Here is a 14,583-nt window from a genome sequence, read left to right on the forward strand (position 1 = left end):
CATGAAACCCCCGATCGTCCCGGCCCTGCTGGTCCTGGCAGGCCTGTCCGTGCCCGTATCGGCGCAGCTGCCCCCGCCCGAAGCTGCGGCCCCGCACGTGGTCGAGGCCGTCCCGGCCGAAGCCTATGCAGCCCCGGCGATCGCGGTGCGGTCCGAACGCAAATCGCCGATGCTGAAAGACAAAGAGCTCGACACGCTGCGCGGCGGCCAGTCGCTCGTCATCACCAATCAGACGATGGACTCGATCGTCAGCGGCAACGTCCTCAAGGGCGACTATACCGCGGGTGCCGTCACGCTGAGCGATTTCGCGCTTTCCAATTTCAACGGTGTCGGCAATCTGCTGATCAACACCGGTGCGCAGGTCAGTGCCCAGAGCGGCATGAACCTGACCATCAACCTCGGCGATTGAATTCGCCATGCGGCCCATGCGCGCCTTGATCGCGGGCATGCTCTGCGCCCTTGCTGCGGCGCCCGCCGCCGCCGAGGTCCGGCTGACCGGACCCGAAACGGGCGGCAATTACCAGCTTCAGGTGATGACCTGGTGGGATATTCCTTTCCGCTCGGTCGTTCGCCAGCGCTATGATTTCAGCTGCGGTTCCGCCGCGATCGCGACCTTGCTCACCTATCATTATGGCGCGCCGACATCGGAGGCGATGCCTTTCCGCGCGATGTGGAAAACAGGCGACCGCGAGGCGATCCGCAAGGTCGGCTTCTCGATGCTCGACATGAAAAACTATCTCGCCTCGCGTGGCTTTCGCGCCGAGGGCTTCCGGATCACCGCCGAGCAATTGAAGCAGGTGAAGCGCCCGACGATCGTTCTGATGGACCTCAAGGGCTTCAAGCATTTCGTGGTCGTCAAAGGCGTCCGCGGCGACCGCGTGCTCACCGGCGATTCGGTCCTCGGCCTCAACGAATATTCGCTCAGCGATTTCGAGAAGCATTGGAACGGCATCGCGCTGGCGATCGTCGAGGGCGGACAAAAGCGTCCTTCCTTCAACCTTGCCGGCGACTGGGGCCCCTGGTCGCAGGCGCCGCTCGAAGATGAGGGCGCGCTTCGCGTTTCGATCAGCGATCTGACGACCAACCTTCCCCCGCAATATCAGCTGACGCCGCAGATCCTGCTCGACGTGCGCGTCGGCACCGTGAAATGAGGCCGACGATGTCCCCCCGCATCCTCCTGCTCGCCTTCGCGCCCGTGCTCCTCGCGGCGAGCGAGCCCGCGGCCGACGATCCGCTTGTGGACGCCGAGACGGTATCGGACGAGGTGCTTGCGACGCAGCGCGGCGGTTTTGCCTTTCAGGGCATGGTGATCGCCTTCGGTGCGGATATTCGCAGCTTCGTGAACGACGAACTTGCGCTCCGCACGATCGTCAGCTGGACCCCCCAGGGGTCCTCGATCGAGCGCTTCGTGTCGCCGGCGCTGACCGCGGTCGACGCGGCGCAGATTCAGGGCGGCATCTTGACCAGCGGCGGCATCACCATGCGCGTCGGCGATGAACCGGTATTCCTCGCGAACAATGGCCAGACCGCGCTGATCCAGCGCACCGACGCGATCCAGAATGTCCTGATCAACACCGCCAGCAACGTCTCGCTGAACCAGCAGGTCGACGCCGTGCTCGACATCAGCGGCTATGAAGGGTTCCGCGACGCGCTGGCGTCGACGCGGATGAGCGATGCGATCGGCGCTGTGATGGGCGCGCAGACGGTCGGCGCGCTCGGCAACTGAACGACCCCCCGCCCCTGTTTCGACAGGGACGGTTCACCTCGCCCCGCCTCTTTTGGCGGGGCTTCTTTATGTGGTTCTTATCGGGTTGGGCTCGGCCGCCCGGATCATAGTTTCCCGCCGAACGGCATGCGCAGCGTGATCGACACGTCGGGCGCATCCTCGGTCACGCCGATCTCGAAACCCATGTTCAGAACGTCGCGCTCGGTCAGGCGGTACGACATGCCGAAATTGAGCGAACCGACATGGATATAGTTGGATTTCTGGTTCGTATCGCCGATCTCGGTCTTGGTCGGGAAGATATAATTGTGCCGGTAACCCAGCGAGAAGGAGAAGCGCGGGTTGAGCGCGAAACCGAAGCCGATATTGGCCGAAACCGCGTCACCCGGATCGACGCGCCCGATCAGCACCTCGCCGACCAGTTTGTTCACGTCGCGCGGGATATGATAGAGATAGGCCACGCCGCCATAGATTACCGCAGGATCCGACGGCATCAGGAAATTGAGCCCCGGCTGCACCGCCCAGAAACCCGACCCGGTGGCGAGTCCCGTCGCGACACCGAATTCGTCGTAGCCGACCTCGAACGGCCCCTTGCCCGTGTCCGACTTTACACGCAGCGTCCCGACGAAGATCGGCTTTTGCCCGACCGGGCGATTGAATTGATAGCGCAGCGAGAATTCGGCGTCACCGACCCCGTCCTCGCGCAGCGCGATCGACCGGACGATGCCTTCGTCGCGCTGCTGGACGACCTCGATCCGGTCGTTGCGATAGAGATAGGGAATGCGCACCTCGGCCTCGAGCCGGTCGCTGATGCCGTAGCGCAGCGAGGCCGTGCCGACGAGCGTGTCGCGGTCGGCGTCGGTCGCCTCGATCAGCCCGATCTGGATCCCCGGGATCAGCTCGATCCCGCGAAAGACGAGACGATTGGTCGACGAACGCGTATATTCGAACGAGGGTTCGAAAATGAGGTTGCCGGCGCGCGTCAGCACGCCCTGTCCTTCGGGAACCGCGGCGACGCGTTCCGCGGTCGACTCGCTCGGCGGCGGCGCCTCGCCGACCGGCGCATCGGGCAGCGCGACCGCGTCGCTGCCAGGGCCCGGAAGCGCGGGGCCGGCAATGCCCTGCCCCATGCCGGTCCCGCGGAACATGTCGAGCGGCGCCTCGGCGAGCGCGAAGGACGAGAGCCGGTCGATCTGCGCCTGCTGGGTGATAAGCTGTCCCTGCATCTTCACGATATGCTGCCGCTGCTCGGCGAGCATCACATTCTGCTGGTCGATCAGCGCGCGCTGCTCGGCGATGATCCGGCGCTGCGCGTCGATCTCGTTCTCGACGCTCGCGGCGGGCGGGTTTTCGGGGGCGCCGTCCGGGGCTGCAGCCGCCGCGTTCCACGTCGGCGCGGTATCGAGAAAGGGAAGCGCATCGCACAGACATTCGAGCGGCGGCGCTTCATACGCCTTCGCTTGCGAGGGCGCAAAAACGGCCGACAGGCCAACGGCTGCCACACCCATATGGCGCAGCACGGGCGGCGCTGACAGATTGGTCATGCGCCTGCCCCCTGCCCGGTGAAGGTTCGCCGCGGCTGCATCGCGCGCATATTGTCGATCGCGACGCCCATTTCTTCGCCGGCAATGGCGCGCAGCCCGTCGAGGTCGACCAGCCGGCACAATTGCGGCCCTTCAAGTTCGATCAGGCCCTGGCGAACAAAGCCCGAGATCGTCCGGCTGACCGTATGGATCGTCAGGCCCAGATGGTCGGCAATATCGCCGCGCGTCATCGGCAAGGGAATGCTGCCGAGCGCCGACAGCCGCTTCGCCGCGATCAACAGGAACGCCGCGACGCGTTCATTGGCGTTGCGGCGGCCGAGCAGGAATATACATTGGTTCGCGCTGTCCAGCGCGCGTTCGAGCGCGCGGTTCTGCCCGAGCGAATCGGGATCGCCATTGAGCGCCGGGCGGCGGGTCAGGATCGTGTTGGTGACCGCTTCGGCCGCCGCGTCGCGCGCGCCATATCCGACGCCGAACACATCGCCCTGATAGAAAAACCCCGTCAGCTGACGGTGCCCGTCGACATGGAAATGACAGGTCCTGACGGTGCCCGAGATGACTTCGAACCAGCAATCGCCGGGATCACCCTGCGAGAAAATAATCTCGCCTTTCCGGAATTTTAGGATGGTGTCCTGCGGAATCGCCCCGCGTTGAAATTCTGCCGACAGACCTTGCACGCCACGTCTCCAATCTGGAATTGGTATTTGCGGCGACCCCGTTTGCGAGTCTCATCTGCCTTTGCGGGTGCTGAATCCATCCGCATAAAAACCAAGGAATTCGTGTGTATGAACAGCCTAGGAAAATCACTTACGTAAATTTCCTTAGCATTTCAGGATATATTAAGGCTGAATTTCAGTATCATAGCTATATTGACATGCGCCGTGCCGTTATATGCTTAATTAGCTTCGGTTAATTGATAAACAGCGCACAAACATATATCATCGAAGGCAGAGCAGGTGGGTTGCGGCAATTGCCGCGCAAAAGATGCTCGTCGGTCGCACTGTGTCTACGCCTTGGGTGTCAGGGGATTGCGCCGTGCATCAAAACGCTTTGAACGTCGAACCGCATTTGACCTTTCGCGAGCATCAGATACTCGAACTGGTCGCCGTCGGCTGCTCGGCCAAGCAGATCGCGATCGAGATCAACATCGCTCCACGAACCGTCGAACGGCACATCGAAAATGTGCGGCTGAAACTCAATGCGCGCAACCGCGCGCATCTGATAACCCAGGCCATGCACCTGGGCCTGCTGGTCATCGAAACACCGTCGCCCGACGAACCGACGCTCTTCGAACTCAAATGATGGTGCATCCAGCGTGAACGCTTCTGGGCACCGATAGCGAAAGCAGATGCTGACCATCGATCAGACCGGTGAATGCTGATGAAGGCCGGGAACAAGCGCCTCGCCCGGTCCCGGCCCTCATTTCTATCAGCTGTCAAATAAACGGATAGGTCACGCCATAATAGCCATAGACGCCGCGGCCGTAGTCGTCGGTATATTCGGGCACATTGTCGGTGCCATAGCGCGGCGCATCGACGAGCTGTTCCTTGGCGACGTCGACCACATAGCCGCCCTGGTCGATATCATAGGTCAGCATGTCCCATGGCAGCGGATAATGGTCGCTGCCGAGCCCGAACAGGCCGCCGAACTCCAGCACCGCATATTCGCTTTTGCCCGATCTTTTGTCGATCATGACATTTGCCACCGTTCCCAGCTTCTCGCCTTCCGGGTTATAGACTTTCGTCCCTTCGACCTTGTCCGAAGCGATGAGACGATGCGTTTCGTTTGTTTCGAGGGTGTCGGCCATGACAATCTCTCCTTGATCCATTGAGGCTGCGCACACGGCCGATCGGGATCGGCCGTGCCCTCCCACTTCCCGATCAACGGAGCGCGATACCGCATGTTCCACCGTTCATCGCAATTCGCGCCGGCTCGCTCGTTTCGATGCCGCCGTGCCCGAACGACGATTCGAGCGCGCCCATATCGTGGGGCGTGTCTGCATGCCCGCGATATGGGCGGCGATGACCGTACCCGTCGGGCAAGCCGCGCCCGCGCTGACGCGACAGAAAATTGTCAGGGCGAAGCGACGGGGTGTTCGCCCGCCGCTTGAAAAGGCGGCATCCGGCCCGCCGCTCGATGGCGCACGATCTGGTGCTTGAACGCGGCCGCGACATGCAGGACGAGGAGTGCGAGCGTGACGAACACCAAGAGTTCGTGAACGCCGCCAAGCCGTTCGCCGGCTTCTTCGGAAATTCCGGGGATCAGCGGGAGCGGTATGCCGCCAAGCATCGGCGTCACCGATTTGCCCTCCGCGCTCGCACCGCCCGACACGGCCATCAGGCCGGTAAGCGGCAGGGCGATTAGAAGCACGTAAAATGCCCGATGCGTCCAGACGCTCGCCAGACGTTCCCAGCGCGGCAGTTCGACCGGAAAGGGCGGCGGCGGATGCGCCAGGCAAGGCGGACAAGCGCAAGCAAGAGGATTGTTGCCCCGAGCGTCTTGTGCACGGTGAAGAGGTCGCCGCGCGCCGGGCCGCGGTCCATGCCGGAAAAGGTGAAGCCGACGACCACCTGCGCCACAATGATCAGCGCCATCAGCCAATGCAGGAGAACCGCGCCATTATTATAGCGCAACAGCCGTTCCTGCGGCGTGGCTTCGGGGACGCTCGCCATTTCGGTTCAACGCATCGTAAATACAAACGATCCATCGAGCGGGGAGTCCATCTTCCGGACAGACTGGCGCCCGCGGCGCTATTCGATCAAAATTCCGAGATCGTTTCATCCTCGATCGCCGCACGGATCATCCGGTCCCAGACATCGGCGTCGCCGACCGCGAGCATCCGCCCGCTCGGCTCACGCGGTGTACGGAGCGCGGCGAGTGCGGCATCGGTATAGTCGGGCCATAATGCATCGACCGCCGGACCCGCCGACGTTAGTTCGCCTTCAGCATTTTTGCTCAGTGCATGACCGGCGAGCGCGCGCGCGACACGCTCGACGGGAGCGGTCGCTGCATGGTCGAGGTTGCCGTGCGACATCGTGGATCTCCTTTTCGTGACATGAACTCAACGTCCGCATTGCCGCCGGGTTGCAGGTCGGCGCCGTTCGTAATCGAAACTGCTTTGTTCCGCCGCCTGCAACCGCCGACGGACACAATTCTCGATGAAAATTGCCGGCCCCACCTGCCGTCACGGAAACCTCGCGGCGCGCCGTTCGTTGCTCATTGCGTGAACGATGGGACGCGAAAGGAGTCGACGTGATTACCTATGCGCTTCGTTACGAGGACGACGGGATCGGCATCGAAAAACGGGTCGAATTCGAGGCCGATACGCCGGCGCAGGCGTTGTTGATCGCGCAAGGCGAGGCAGAGGGACGCTGGGCGGAACTCAGCGCGGACGGTCGGCCGATCTGCCTGCTCGGGCGCGAAAACCTGGGCGCTGGCAACTATTGGGTCATCCGGCATCAGCAGCATAGCGAGATTGTCACCCGCGCCAGCGCGCCACAGACCCCGGAGCGCGCGGTGTAGCAGACCGGAGCGCCGCCATATGGACTTTGCGATAGATCACCTCATCTTCGGCCCCGACGACGTCGATCTCGGACGCTCGCCGCTCGCCGGCGCGTTCGATGCCGAAACCTATGCGCTCGGCGCCTTCAACCCCGGCCTTACCCGGCTCGAAAACGGCAATCTGCTGATGATGGTGCGCGTCGCCGAAGCATTGCGCGATCCGATCGCCGATGGCCATGTGCGCGCCATCCGCTGGACCGAGGGCGGCTATCGGCTCGACGCCTGGCCGCTCGATCTTTGCGATACCGCCGATCCGCGCAAATTCATGGTGCACGGCGGCGCGTGGCGGGTGATGGCGCTGACCTCGCTCTCCTGGCTCCTCCCCGTCGAACTTTCGCCCGACGGGCTCGAGCGCGTCGCGATCCACTATGACAAGGCGGTGGCGCCGCAAGGCAGCTACCAATGCTATGGCGTCGAGGATGCCCGCATTTCGCGGGTGGATGGCCGCTGGCTGATGACGACCTGCTCGGTAAGCCCCGAACGGCATTCGACAACACTCTACAGCTCAACGAACGGGATCGACTGGCGCTTCGAGGACATCGTCCTCGATCACCAGAACAAGGACATGCTCATTTTCGAAGGCCGCATCGACGGGCGCTACTGGGCACAGACGCGCCCGCTGGGTGACCTCTATTTCGCCTATCCGCCGGGCTCGGAGTGGCGCGCGGGGCCGTCGATCAACCTGGCGACCTCGCCCGACGCCCTTCACTGGAAACCGCATCTCGCGCCGGGCATCCGTCCGCATGCCGATACGCTCGCAACCGCGCGGATCGGCGGCGGCACCCCGCCGATCCTCACCGATGATGGCTGGCTGACGCTCTGGCACGGGGTCGAACCCAAGGAAATTGTCGGTATCTACCGCACCTATTGGTCGCTGCTCGACCGGCGCCATCCGTCCAAAATCCTGCGAACCGGCGACCGGCCGTTGATCGAAGCCAATGCCGAGCTCACGCGCCCGCTGGAAGACCGGCTCTACGTCCGCGACGTTGTGTTCACGACGGGGATCGCCGACGGAGGCGACCATTATGTCGTCGCCTCGGGTGAAGCCGACCTCGCCTGCCGCATTACCCATATTCCGAAGGCGATTTTCGCCGCCTGAGGTGCGACGGTCGGGCTGGCATCGAAAAAGTCCGGACACCATCACCGGCCTGCAACTATCGCCGCGTCGCGCCGTTGCATTCTTCGAGAGGAAAAACATATGCCAAAGGTGGCGGAATCGCATCCGGGCGCACCCCGGCTTCGGGGCTTCGCCCGAATGCTCGGCGGCATCGCGCTCGCGTGGTTCGCAGCACGCGCGATACGCCAGCGGGCCCGGCCGGCGAAGGCCGACCGCCATTCGGCCGCTTTTCGCGACCGCGAGACCGATGCTGAAAACTTCGATCAGACACGATCGGCCGGCCCCGACGCGATGCGCGACGGGATCCGCCGGCCATGGGAGGCGATCGATCAGGCAATCGATGAGTCCTTTCCGGCGAGCGACCCGCCGGCAACTTACGGATCCGGGAACGCCCGCCCCTCAGGCGAGGTGGCGAAGTAGGTCGTCGATCGAGGCAGTCGCGAAGCCGATCGCGCTGTCCGATATGCCGAACGGAATGAAAAGCTCGTCGCCGACGCGCATCGCGCCGCAGGTATAGACGACATTGGGCACATAGCCTTCGCGATCGCTCTCGGCGGCGGCGAGGATCGGGCAGGACGTGCGCGCGAGGACGCGCGATGGGTCGTCGCGATCGAGGAGCGCCGCCCCCAGGCTGTATTTGCGCATCGCCCCGACGCCATGGGTGAGGAGGAGCCAACCCGCATCGCACTCGATCGGGCTGCCGCAATTTCCCATCTGGATGAATTCCCAGGGAAATTCTGGGCGCATCAGGATCGACCCTTCCTCGTCCCAGCGCGTTAGCGTATCGGACGCGAGCAGGGTGATATTCTTGCCGTCCTGCCGCCCGATCATCAGATAGCGTCCGTCGATCTTGCGCGGGAACAGCGCCATGCCCTTGTGCCGCGCGGCCCGTCCGGTGAGCGGGGCGAGGCTGAAGCTTGTGAAGTCGCGGGTGCGCAGCAGTTCGGAGCGGATCGCCTGCCCCGAATAGGCGGTGTAGGTTCCGATATATTCGGTGCTGCCATCGTCGTGAACGAAGCGCACGAGGCGGAGATCCTCGAGCCCGTTACGCTGCGCCTCGGTCACGGGAAAGAGGACGCTGTTCGAGATCGCGCTGTCGGGCTGGCGGTGCACGGTCACGGCATCGTCGGGACCGATATGATGGCGGTCGTCGGCAACCGCCGCCATCGCCGGCCCCGATTGCGGCCAGAGATGGAAATCGCCGCCGGGGCCGATGATGCCCTCTCGAAAGGCGACCGAGCTGATATGCCCCTCGCCCACCGCGCGCATCGACATCAGAAAGCGCTGCTGGTGCGCGGCGAGCCCCGTCTGGTCGGGATGCGGCACGACGCTCGGGTTCATCAGCGCCGCCGCGGCGTAACTATATTCGTGGCAGAAATAGGCACCAATCAGGCGCCGCTTGACCGGCGAGACGCTGCTGACGGCAAGCGCCAGATCCTCGGCGATCTCGGCGAAGCGTTCGTCGAAAATGCGGCCGATCTGCCAGTGCCGCTCGGAAAAATCCTTCCAGATCAGCCCAAGCTCGAGCTCCGCCTGGTCCTCGTCGAGCGCGACGACGTCGGCGACGAGTTGCGCGGCGCGCGGCGGTTCGGATACATTCGACGCCCATGCGAGGTGGAAGGGTCGCAAGACGACCCGCGCGGGATCGGCGCTGAGCTTTTCATTGAGTATGTGCAGCGGCGACTGGTCGGGTCTGCAGATCAGCATCGATAAGGCCCGCCTTTTCTGTGATCCCTGCCTGCCAGAATAGGTCGTCCATCGCGTGATAGGCAAGGTGAAATGCCAGCACCGACTCGGCGCCGACATTCGTATTGACGCCCCGCGGGGTCAGTCCGTCGCAGCAGCGCCCGGTCGCGGCGTTCGCGAGCGCGAGCGACCGGTCGTTGTCACCGTGGAACCAGCGCCAGGCCAAATCGGCGCGCGCACTCCAGCGCGGCAGCCCGGTCGAGACGAAAGCCTCGCCGCAAGCGGCAATCGTCGCCCACGCCTCGAGCGGCTGCTGGTCGAAGGGCAAGGTTTCGCCGGCGAGACCGAAACCCTCGGACCCCGCCGGGCGGAACCATCCGCCCGCGCCCGTCTGGCGGTCGCAAAGCCAGTCGAGCGCCGCAAGCCCCGCCGCCGTTCGGCGGCCAAACGCAACCTATGAGGAAGTCTCGAATTACGAGACGTTAACGATATTGGGACATGATCTCGACATGAAACGATCGGACACCCCCATACCGATCGAGTCGCCGTGGCGCTTGCGGATTTTCCCAAGCCCGGCGACTCTTCCGCTATCGGTCTATCGCGACTTCGTCGACATGCTGTTCAGCATGCGGCTTCCCATATTCGGCCTCGGCGCGGTGTTCGTCGGTGTGTGCATCCTTGTCGGCCGCGAGCTAGGCAGCAACTTTCTTCTCGTCCTCGGAGCGCTGGGGATGCTGACGACGTTTCTGCGGCTCGCCACGCTTCGCGCTTATTCCCGGGCTCGTCCGGTCCGCGATTTCGACGAGCTGAGGCGCTGGGAGCGCCGCTATGCGATCGGCAATTATGCGTCGGCCGTGCTGCTTGCGCTCCTCAATCTGGTAGCCATCGCCGCTCATTATCCCTTGCTCCACCTCATCACCGTCAGCCTCGTCTTCGGCTTTGGTGCGGGCATCGTTTCGCGGACCTCGATCCGGCCGAAAATCTGCGTAACCAGCCTGCTGATCGCGACCGTGCCGACCGTCGCCGCGCTGGCCTGGCACCCGATGCAGCCGCATGCGATGCCCCTCCATGCCGAGCTGTTTCTGATCGAGGCCTTCATCGTCGCCATGATAACCGGGCTCAGCCTCCAGACCGTTGCCCACCTCTATCGCTCTGCGGTCGAGCACCACACGGCGCGGCACGACATGGCGAAGCTCGCCCGGACCGATGCCCTCACCGGCCTGTCGAACCGCCTGCTGCTGCGCGAACTTTTCCAGGATCGCGCCGCGACGGCGATGCGCGCGAAGAATCTCGTCGCGCTGCATTTTCTCGATCTCGACGGCTTTAAGGCGATCAACGATCGCTACGGCCACCCGGCGGGCGATGCGCTGCTCGAACAGGTCGCGCGGCGGCTCGAAGGGATGGTGCGCAGCGACGATGTCGTCGCCCGGCTCGGCGGCGACGAATTCGTTGTGCTGCAGGTCGACCTGAGCGACGAAAGCGAAGCCGAACTCCTGGCCCGCCGGATCATCCGCGAGATCAGCAAACCCTATCTCGTGGACGATATATCGATGTCGGTATCGGTCAGTGTCGGGATCGCCACCGCCCCGAAACTCGGCGTCGAACTGGAACGGCTCCTCTCGTGCGCCGATGCCGCGCTCTATCGCGCGAAGGCCGGAGGGAAAGCGCGAGCCCTGTTCTGCGTCGAGGAAGACGCCGCGATCGCCAATATCGCGGCGTAACGCGGAGAGTGAAATGGGCTTGCCGCGATCATTGGTATCGATGTTTCGGCGCGGCCCATTGACAGGGTGTCGTCGAAGTCTGTGCTTACCGGCTCGCCAAGACGAAATCGCCGGCATGCCGTTTCAGCTCGCCGAGCGCGATGCCGGGGCGATAGAGCGCGCCGCCCAGCCCGAACCCGGACGCGCCCGACGCTCTCCACAGCGCCAGTTTATCGGGGGTGATGCCCCCCGTGACGATCACGGGGACACCGGAAGGCAAGACCGTTTTCAACGCTTTCAAGATAGGCGGAGACGAGGCTTCGGCGGGGAAATATTTCAGCGCCGTCGCCCCGGCCGCATGCGCCGCGAACGCCTCCGACGGGGTCAGGAAGCCCGGGACCGACGCGAGGCCCGCTTCCACTGTCGCGGCGATCACGGCGGGGTCGGTGTTGGGTGACACGACGAGCCGCCCGCCCGCCGCGGCGACATCGGCCACCTGGCTGCACGACAACACCGTCCCCGCGCCGACGACCGCACGATCGCCGACCGCGTCGGCCAGAATCGCGATGCTGCGCAGCGGGTCGGGCGAATTCAGCGGGACTTCGATGAGGGTAAACCCCGCATCGACGAGCACCTCGCCCGCCGCCGCCGCCTCTTCCGGCCGGATGCCCCTGAGAATGGCGATAAGCGGGCATTGCGCCAGCGCCGCAGCGAAATCCATCATAGCTCCTTCCAGATTCGGGTGATGCCGGCGACAAAGGCGGCATGGCTGTCGACAAGGATCGCCGAGCCGCCGAGTTCCTCGATCGCGCAGCGGTAAAGCCCGCCAAGATGGGCGTCGGCAAGCACATGTACCGGCTCCGACGGGTCGGTGAGGCGCGCGCGGACGTCGCTGCCAATAAGCAACCCGCTGGTGAAGGACGCGCTTTGTTCGAGCGGCAGCGAACCAAGCAGGCGGGCCGCGCGGACGGAGAAGAGCAGCGACAGCAGATCCTGCCCCTGCGCCTGGCGGACGCCCGCCAGAAACCCTTCGTTCGGTCCAACATCGCCGTCGAGCAGATCGGCGAGCAGGCTGTGCTGCTTGAGTAGCGCGAATAATTCACCGGTCATCGTCGTGGTGAAATCGACAAGCCGGCCGTCCGCGACCCGCGCCCATTTGCAATGAGTGCCGGGCTGACAGAGCATCGCCCCATCGGGCACCAGCCCCGCCTCGAGCGCGCCGAGAAACTGCACTTCCTCGCCGCGCATCACGTCGGCGCGGCTGTCGTCGAGGCGGCACACGCCGGGGACGATCGCGGTGCGCCGCGCCTCGATCCACTGCGTGCCGCGCGCGATGGCGGCAAAATCGGCGGGCGCCGGCACATAGGGAATTTCGTGCCAGCCGCGCTTCGACCCGACCATGCCGGCGCACAGCATCGGGGCATCGCCAAAGCGCGCACGAATGCCCGCCGCCTCGGCATCGAAACTGCCCGGCGCAATCGCCAGCACGCCGCGGTCGTCACGTTCGGTTTCGATCACCGCACCGCCCGCGTCGATGCTGTACACGCGGCGGTTGGTGGTGCCCCAGTCTACGGCGAGAAAATGTCCGTCCATGCGCCGTCCGACCTACCACCAGGTCGCATAGAGCGCGATCAGTATCGCGATCACCGCGCCGCTTGCCACGTTGAAACCGGTCGTGGTGCGAAAGCTGACGCCTTCGGCGGTGATGCGGTCCTTGTCGGCGGTCGCGGGCATCAGCAGCGACAGGCCGATCGCCAGCGCGAGCGCGATCAGGAACACAATCCCCATGCGGTCCATGAACGGGATCGAAGGCGCGAGCACCTTGAACAGATAGGAGAAACCGACCGACGCTACCGCCGCGGCGATCGCGCCCGCCTCGCTCGCGCGCTTCCAGAACAGGCCGAGCAGGAAGATCACCGTGATACCCGGCGTGAAGAAGCCCGAAAATTCCTGGATGAACTGGAAAGCCTGGTCGGAACCGCCGAGCAAGGGACGCGCCGTGACCAGCGCGAGCAAAGTCGCGACCACCGCGACGATGCGCCCGACGAGCACCAGCTTCTTCTCGCCCGCCTCGCTCCGTTCGCCGGCATGCGCGGGCGAGAATTTGGCATAGAGGTCGAGCGTGAAGATCGTCGCGATCGAATTGATCTTCGACGCGGTCGACGCCACCACCGCGGCCATCAACGCGGCAAAGACAAGGCCCAATATCCCCGCGGGCAGCAGCCGCATCATCGTCGGATAGGCTTCGTCGGGTTTCGCGAGGTCGGGCGCAAGCATCACCGCGGCGATGCCCGGCAGCACGACAATCACCGGCATCAGCAGCTTGAGAAAGGCGGCGAACACGATGCCCTTCTGCGCTTCGGCCAGGCTTTTCGCCGCGAGCGCGCGCTGGATGATATATTGGTTGAACCCCCAATAGGACAGGTTCGCGATCCACATGCCGCCGATCAGCACCGAGATGCCGGGCAGATCCTTGTAGAAGGGGTTGTCGGCAGTCAGGATCATGTCGAAATGCCCCGGCAGTTCGCTGGCCAGGCGGCTGAAGCCCCCGATGATGCCCGCGTCACCGCCGATTTCGCTGAGCGTGATGCCCGAGATGAGCAGACCGCCCAGAACGAGCAACGTGACCTGGACGATGTCGGTGAGCGCGACCGCCTTCAACCCGCCGTAAAGCTGGTAGAGCAGCGCAAAGCCGCCGAGCGCGAACAGCGCGACATCCTGATCGACCCCCGCGACCTTGTTGACCGCGATCGAACCGAGCCACACGATCGAGGTGAGGTTTACGAAGATATAGAGCGCGAGCCAGAAGATCGCCATCAGCGTGCGGATGTTGGTGCCGTAGCGCTGTTCGAGGAACTGCGGCATCGTGAAGATCTCGTTGCGGATGAAGATCGGCAGGAAAAATTTGCCGACGATCAGCAGCGTGAGCGCCGCCATCCATTCGTAGGAGGCGATCGCCAGACCGATCGCATAGCCCGATCCCGACATGCCGACGATCTGCTCGGCCGAAATATTGGCGGCGATCAGCGACGCGCCGATCGCCCACCAGGGCAGATTCTTCGACGCGAGGAAATAGTCGGCGCTGTCCTTGGCCTTGCCGCCCTTTTCGCGGCTGACCCACTGCGCGAGCCCGAAAATCCCGATCGCATAAGCGACGATCACCGCCACATCGAGAGTCGTCAGCGTCATATTCGGCATCCCCTTTCCCGCGGTGTCCCGCAAACGCCGCGCCGAAAAACGCGCGATCGTCTA

17 protein-coding genes and 1 pseudogene are annotated in these 14,583 nt (G+C 64.1%); 8 read left to right on the forward strand and 10 right to left on the reverse strand.

The features are described 5' to 3' along the window. Nucleotide 1: 1 nt before the first annotated feature. The 3 genes from ATE70_RS07480 to ATE70_RS07490 are packed head-to-tail and all read left to right on the forward strand — an operon-like array spanning nucleotide 2 to nucleotide 1,726. Nucleotides 2-409, forward strand: a complete 408-nt coding sequence (locus ATE70_RS07480; RefSeq protein WP_058537305.1) for a hypothetical protein — start codon at nucleotides 2-4, stop codon at nucleotides 407-409. A 16-nt stretch (nucleotides 410-425) separates the two neighbouring features. After that, nucleotides 426-1,151: a C39 family peptidase gene (locus ATE70_RS07485; RefSeq protein ID WP_058537306.1), complete on the forward strand. Its 726-nt coding sequence runs from the start codon at nucleotides 426-428 to the stop codon at nucleotides 1,149-1,151. A gap of 8 nt (nucleotides 1,152-1,159) precedes the next feature. Next, nucleotides 1,160-1,726, forward strand: coding sequence for a hypothetical protein (locus ATE70_RS07490; protein WP_058537307.1), 567 nt, complete (start codon nucleotides 1,160-1,162; stop codon nucleotides 1,724-1,726). 104 nt (nucleotides 1,727-1,830) lie between these two features. Here ATE70_RS07490 and ATE70_RS07495 read toward each other — a convergent pair whose 3' ends face one another. Both ATE70_RS07495 and ATE70_RS07500 read right to left on the reverse strand, forming a co-directional pair. Continuing rightward, the gene (locus tag ATE70_RS07495) at nucleotides 1,831-3,267 is read right to left on the reverse strand and encodes a hypothetical protein (protein WP_058537308.1); all 1,437 of its coding nucleotides are present in this window, start codon (nucleotides 3,265-3,267) and stop codon (nucleotides 1,831-1,833) included. Continuing rightward, a complete protein-coding gene (locus ATE70_RS07500; protein ID WP_058537309.1) occupies nucleotides 3,264-3,944 on the reverse strand; it encodes a helix-turn-helix domain-containing protein in 681 nt (226 codons plus the stop codon). Before ATE70_RS07500 ends, ATE70_RS07495 begins: the two co-directional genes overlap by 4 nt. Before the next feature lie 358 nt (nucleotides 3,945-4,302). Here ATE70_RS07500 and ATE70_RS07505 point away from each other — a divergent pair, with 358 nt between their 5' ends. Then, on the forward strand, nucleotides 4,303-4,569 hold the full coding sequence (locus tag ATE70_RS07505) for a response regulator transcription factor (protein WP_052187702.1): 267 nt from the start codon (nucleotides 4,303-4,305) through the stop codon (nucleotides 4,567-4,569). 133 nt (nucleotides 4,570-4,702) lie between these two features. Here the strand turns inward: ATE70_RS07505 and ATE70_RS07510 are convergent, their stop codons facing one another. The 3 genes and pseudogenes from ATE70_RS07510 to ATE70_RS07525 form a co-directional block, all read right to left on the reverse strand. Further along, the gene (locus ATE70_RS07510; RefSeq protein WP_058537310.1) at nucleotides 4,703-5,074 is read right to left on the reverse strand and encodes a PRC-barrel domain-containing protein; all 372 of its coding nucleotides are present in this window, start codon (nucleotides 5,072-5,074) and stop codon (nucleotides 4,703-4,705) included. A 266-nt stretch (nucleotides 5,075-5,340) separates the two neighbouring features. Further along, nucleotides 5,341-5,939: pseudogene (locus ATE70_RS25740) on the reverse strand (cytochrome b). An 86-nt stretch (nucleotides 5,940-6,025) separates the two neighbouring features. Next, nucleotides 6,026-6,301: a hypothetical protein gene (locus tag ATE70_RS07525; RefSeq protein ID WP_058537313.1), complete on the reverse strand. Its 276-nt coding sequence runs from the start codon at nucleotides 6,299-6,301 to the stop codon at nucleotides 6,026-6,028. Between the two features lie 218 nt (nucleotides 6,302-6,519). On the opposite strand from ATE70_RS07525, the gene ATE70_RS07530 reads away from it, so the two are divergent. From ATE70_RS07530 to ATE70_RS07540, 3 genes are all read left to right on the forward strand, one after another. Further along, on the forward strand, nucleotides 6,520-6,789 hold the full coding sequence (locus ATE70_RS07530; protein ID WP_058537314.1) for a hypothetical protein: 270 nt from the start codon (nucleotides 6,520-6,522) through the stop codon (nucleotides 6,787-6,789). A gap of 19 nt (nucleotides 6,790-6,808) precedes the next feature. Then, on the forward strand, nucleotides 6,809-7,927 hold the full coding sequence (locus ATE70_RS07535) for a glycosidase (RefSeq protein ID WP_058537315.1): 1,119 nt from the start codon (nucleotides 6,809-6,811) through the stop codon (nucleotides 7,925-7,927). A 156-nt stretch (nucleotides 7,928-8,083) separates the two neighbouring features. Then, entirely contained in the window at nucleotides 8,084-8,365 is a 282-nt protein-coding gene (locus ATE70_RS07540) for a hypothetical protein (protein ID WP_156419632.1), read from the forward strand. Here the strand turns inward: ATE70_RS07540 and ATE70_RS07545 are convergent. Together ATE70_RS07545 and ATE70_RS07550 are read right to left on the reverse strand one after the other, a co-directional pair. Beyond that, the gene (locus ATE70_RS07545; protein WP_058537316.1) at nucleotides 8,345-9,652 is read right to left on the reverse strand and encodes a glycoside hydrolase family 130 protein; all 1,308 of its coding nucleotides are present in this window, start codon (nucleotides 9,650-9,652) and stop codon (nucleotides 8,345-8,347) included. The two genes, ATE70_RS07540 and ATE70_RS07545, sit on opposite strands and share 21 nt — an antisense overlap. Beyond that, nucleotides 9,606-9,959 (reverse strand): hypothetical protein, encoded by a 354-nt coding sequence (locus tag ATE70_RS07550; RefSeq protein WP_058537317.1) that lies wholly within the window; start codon nucleotides 9,957-9,959, stop codon nucleotides 9,606-9,608. The genes ATE70_RS07545 and ATE70_RS07550 overlap by 47 nt, the downstream gene beginning before the upstream one ends. 181 nt (nucleotides 9,960-10,140) lie before the next feature. Here ATE70_RS07550 and ATE70_RS25630 point away from each other — a divergent pair, with 181 nt between their 5' ends. Next, nucleotides 10,141-11,352, forward strand: coding sequence for a GGDEF domain-containing protein (locus ATE70_RS25630; RefSeq protein ID WP_269433258.1), 1,212 nt, complete (start codon nucleotides 10,141-10,143; stop codon nucleotides 11,350-11,352). 85 nt (nucleotides 11,353-11,437) lie between these two features. On the opposite strand, the gene ATE70_RS07560 is transcribed toward ATE70_RS25630, so the two are convergent. From ATE70_RS07560 to ATE70_RS07570, 3 genes are read right to left on the reverse strand one after another with little or no spacing between them, the layout of a single operon-like run. Then, nucleotides 11,438-12,055 carry a 2-dehydro-3-deoxy-6-phosphogalactonate aldolase gene (locus ATE70_RS07560; RefSeq protein ID WP_058537318.1) on the reverse strand — a complete coding sequence of 206 codons (618 nt, stop codon included), beginning with the start codon at nucleotides 12,053-12,055 and terminating at the stop codon, nucleotides 11,438-11,440. Beyond that, complete coding sequence (locus ATE70_RS07565; RefSeq protein WP_058537319.1) at nucleotides 12,052-12,924, reverse strand: 2-dehydro-3-deoxygalactonokinase; 873 nt, start codon at nucleotides 12,922-12,924, stop codon at nucleotides 12,052-12,054. Before ATE70_RS07565 ends, ATE70_RS07560 begins: the two co-directional genes overlap by 4 nt. 12 nt (nucleotides 12,925-12,936) lie before the next feature. Next, the gene (locus tag ATE70_RS07570; protein ID WP_058537433.1) at nucleotides 12,937-14,520 is read right to left on the reverse strand and encodes a sodium/sugar symporter; all 1,584 of its coding nucleotides are present in this window, start codon (nucleotides 14,518-14,520) and stop codon (nucleotides 12,937-12,939) included. Between the last annotated feature and the right edge of the window lie 63 nt (nucleotides 14,521-14,583).

Source organism: Sphingopyxis sp. H053 (assembly GCF_001468225.1).
Classification (GTDB): Bacteria; Pseudomonadota; Alphaproteobacteria; order Sphingomonadales; family Sphingomonadaceae; genus Sphingopyxis.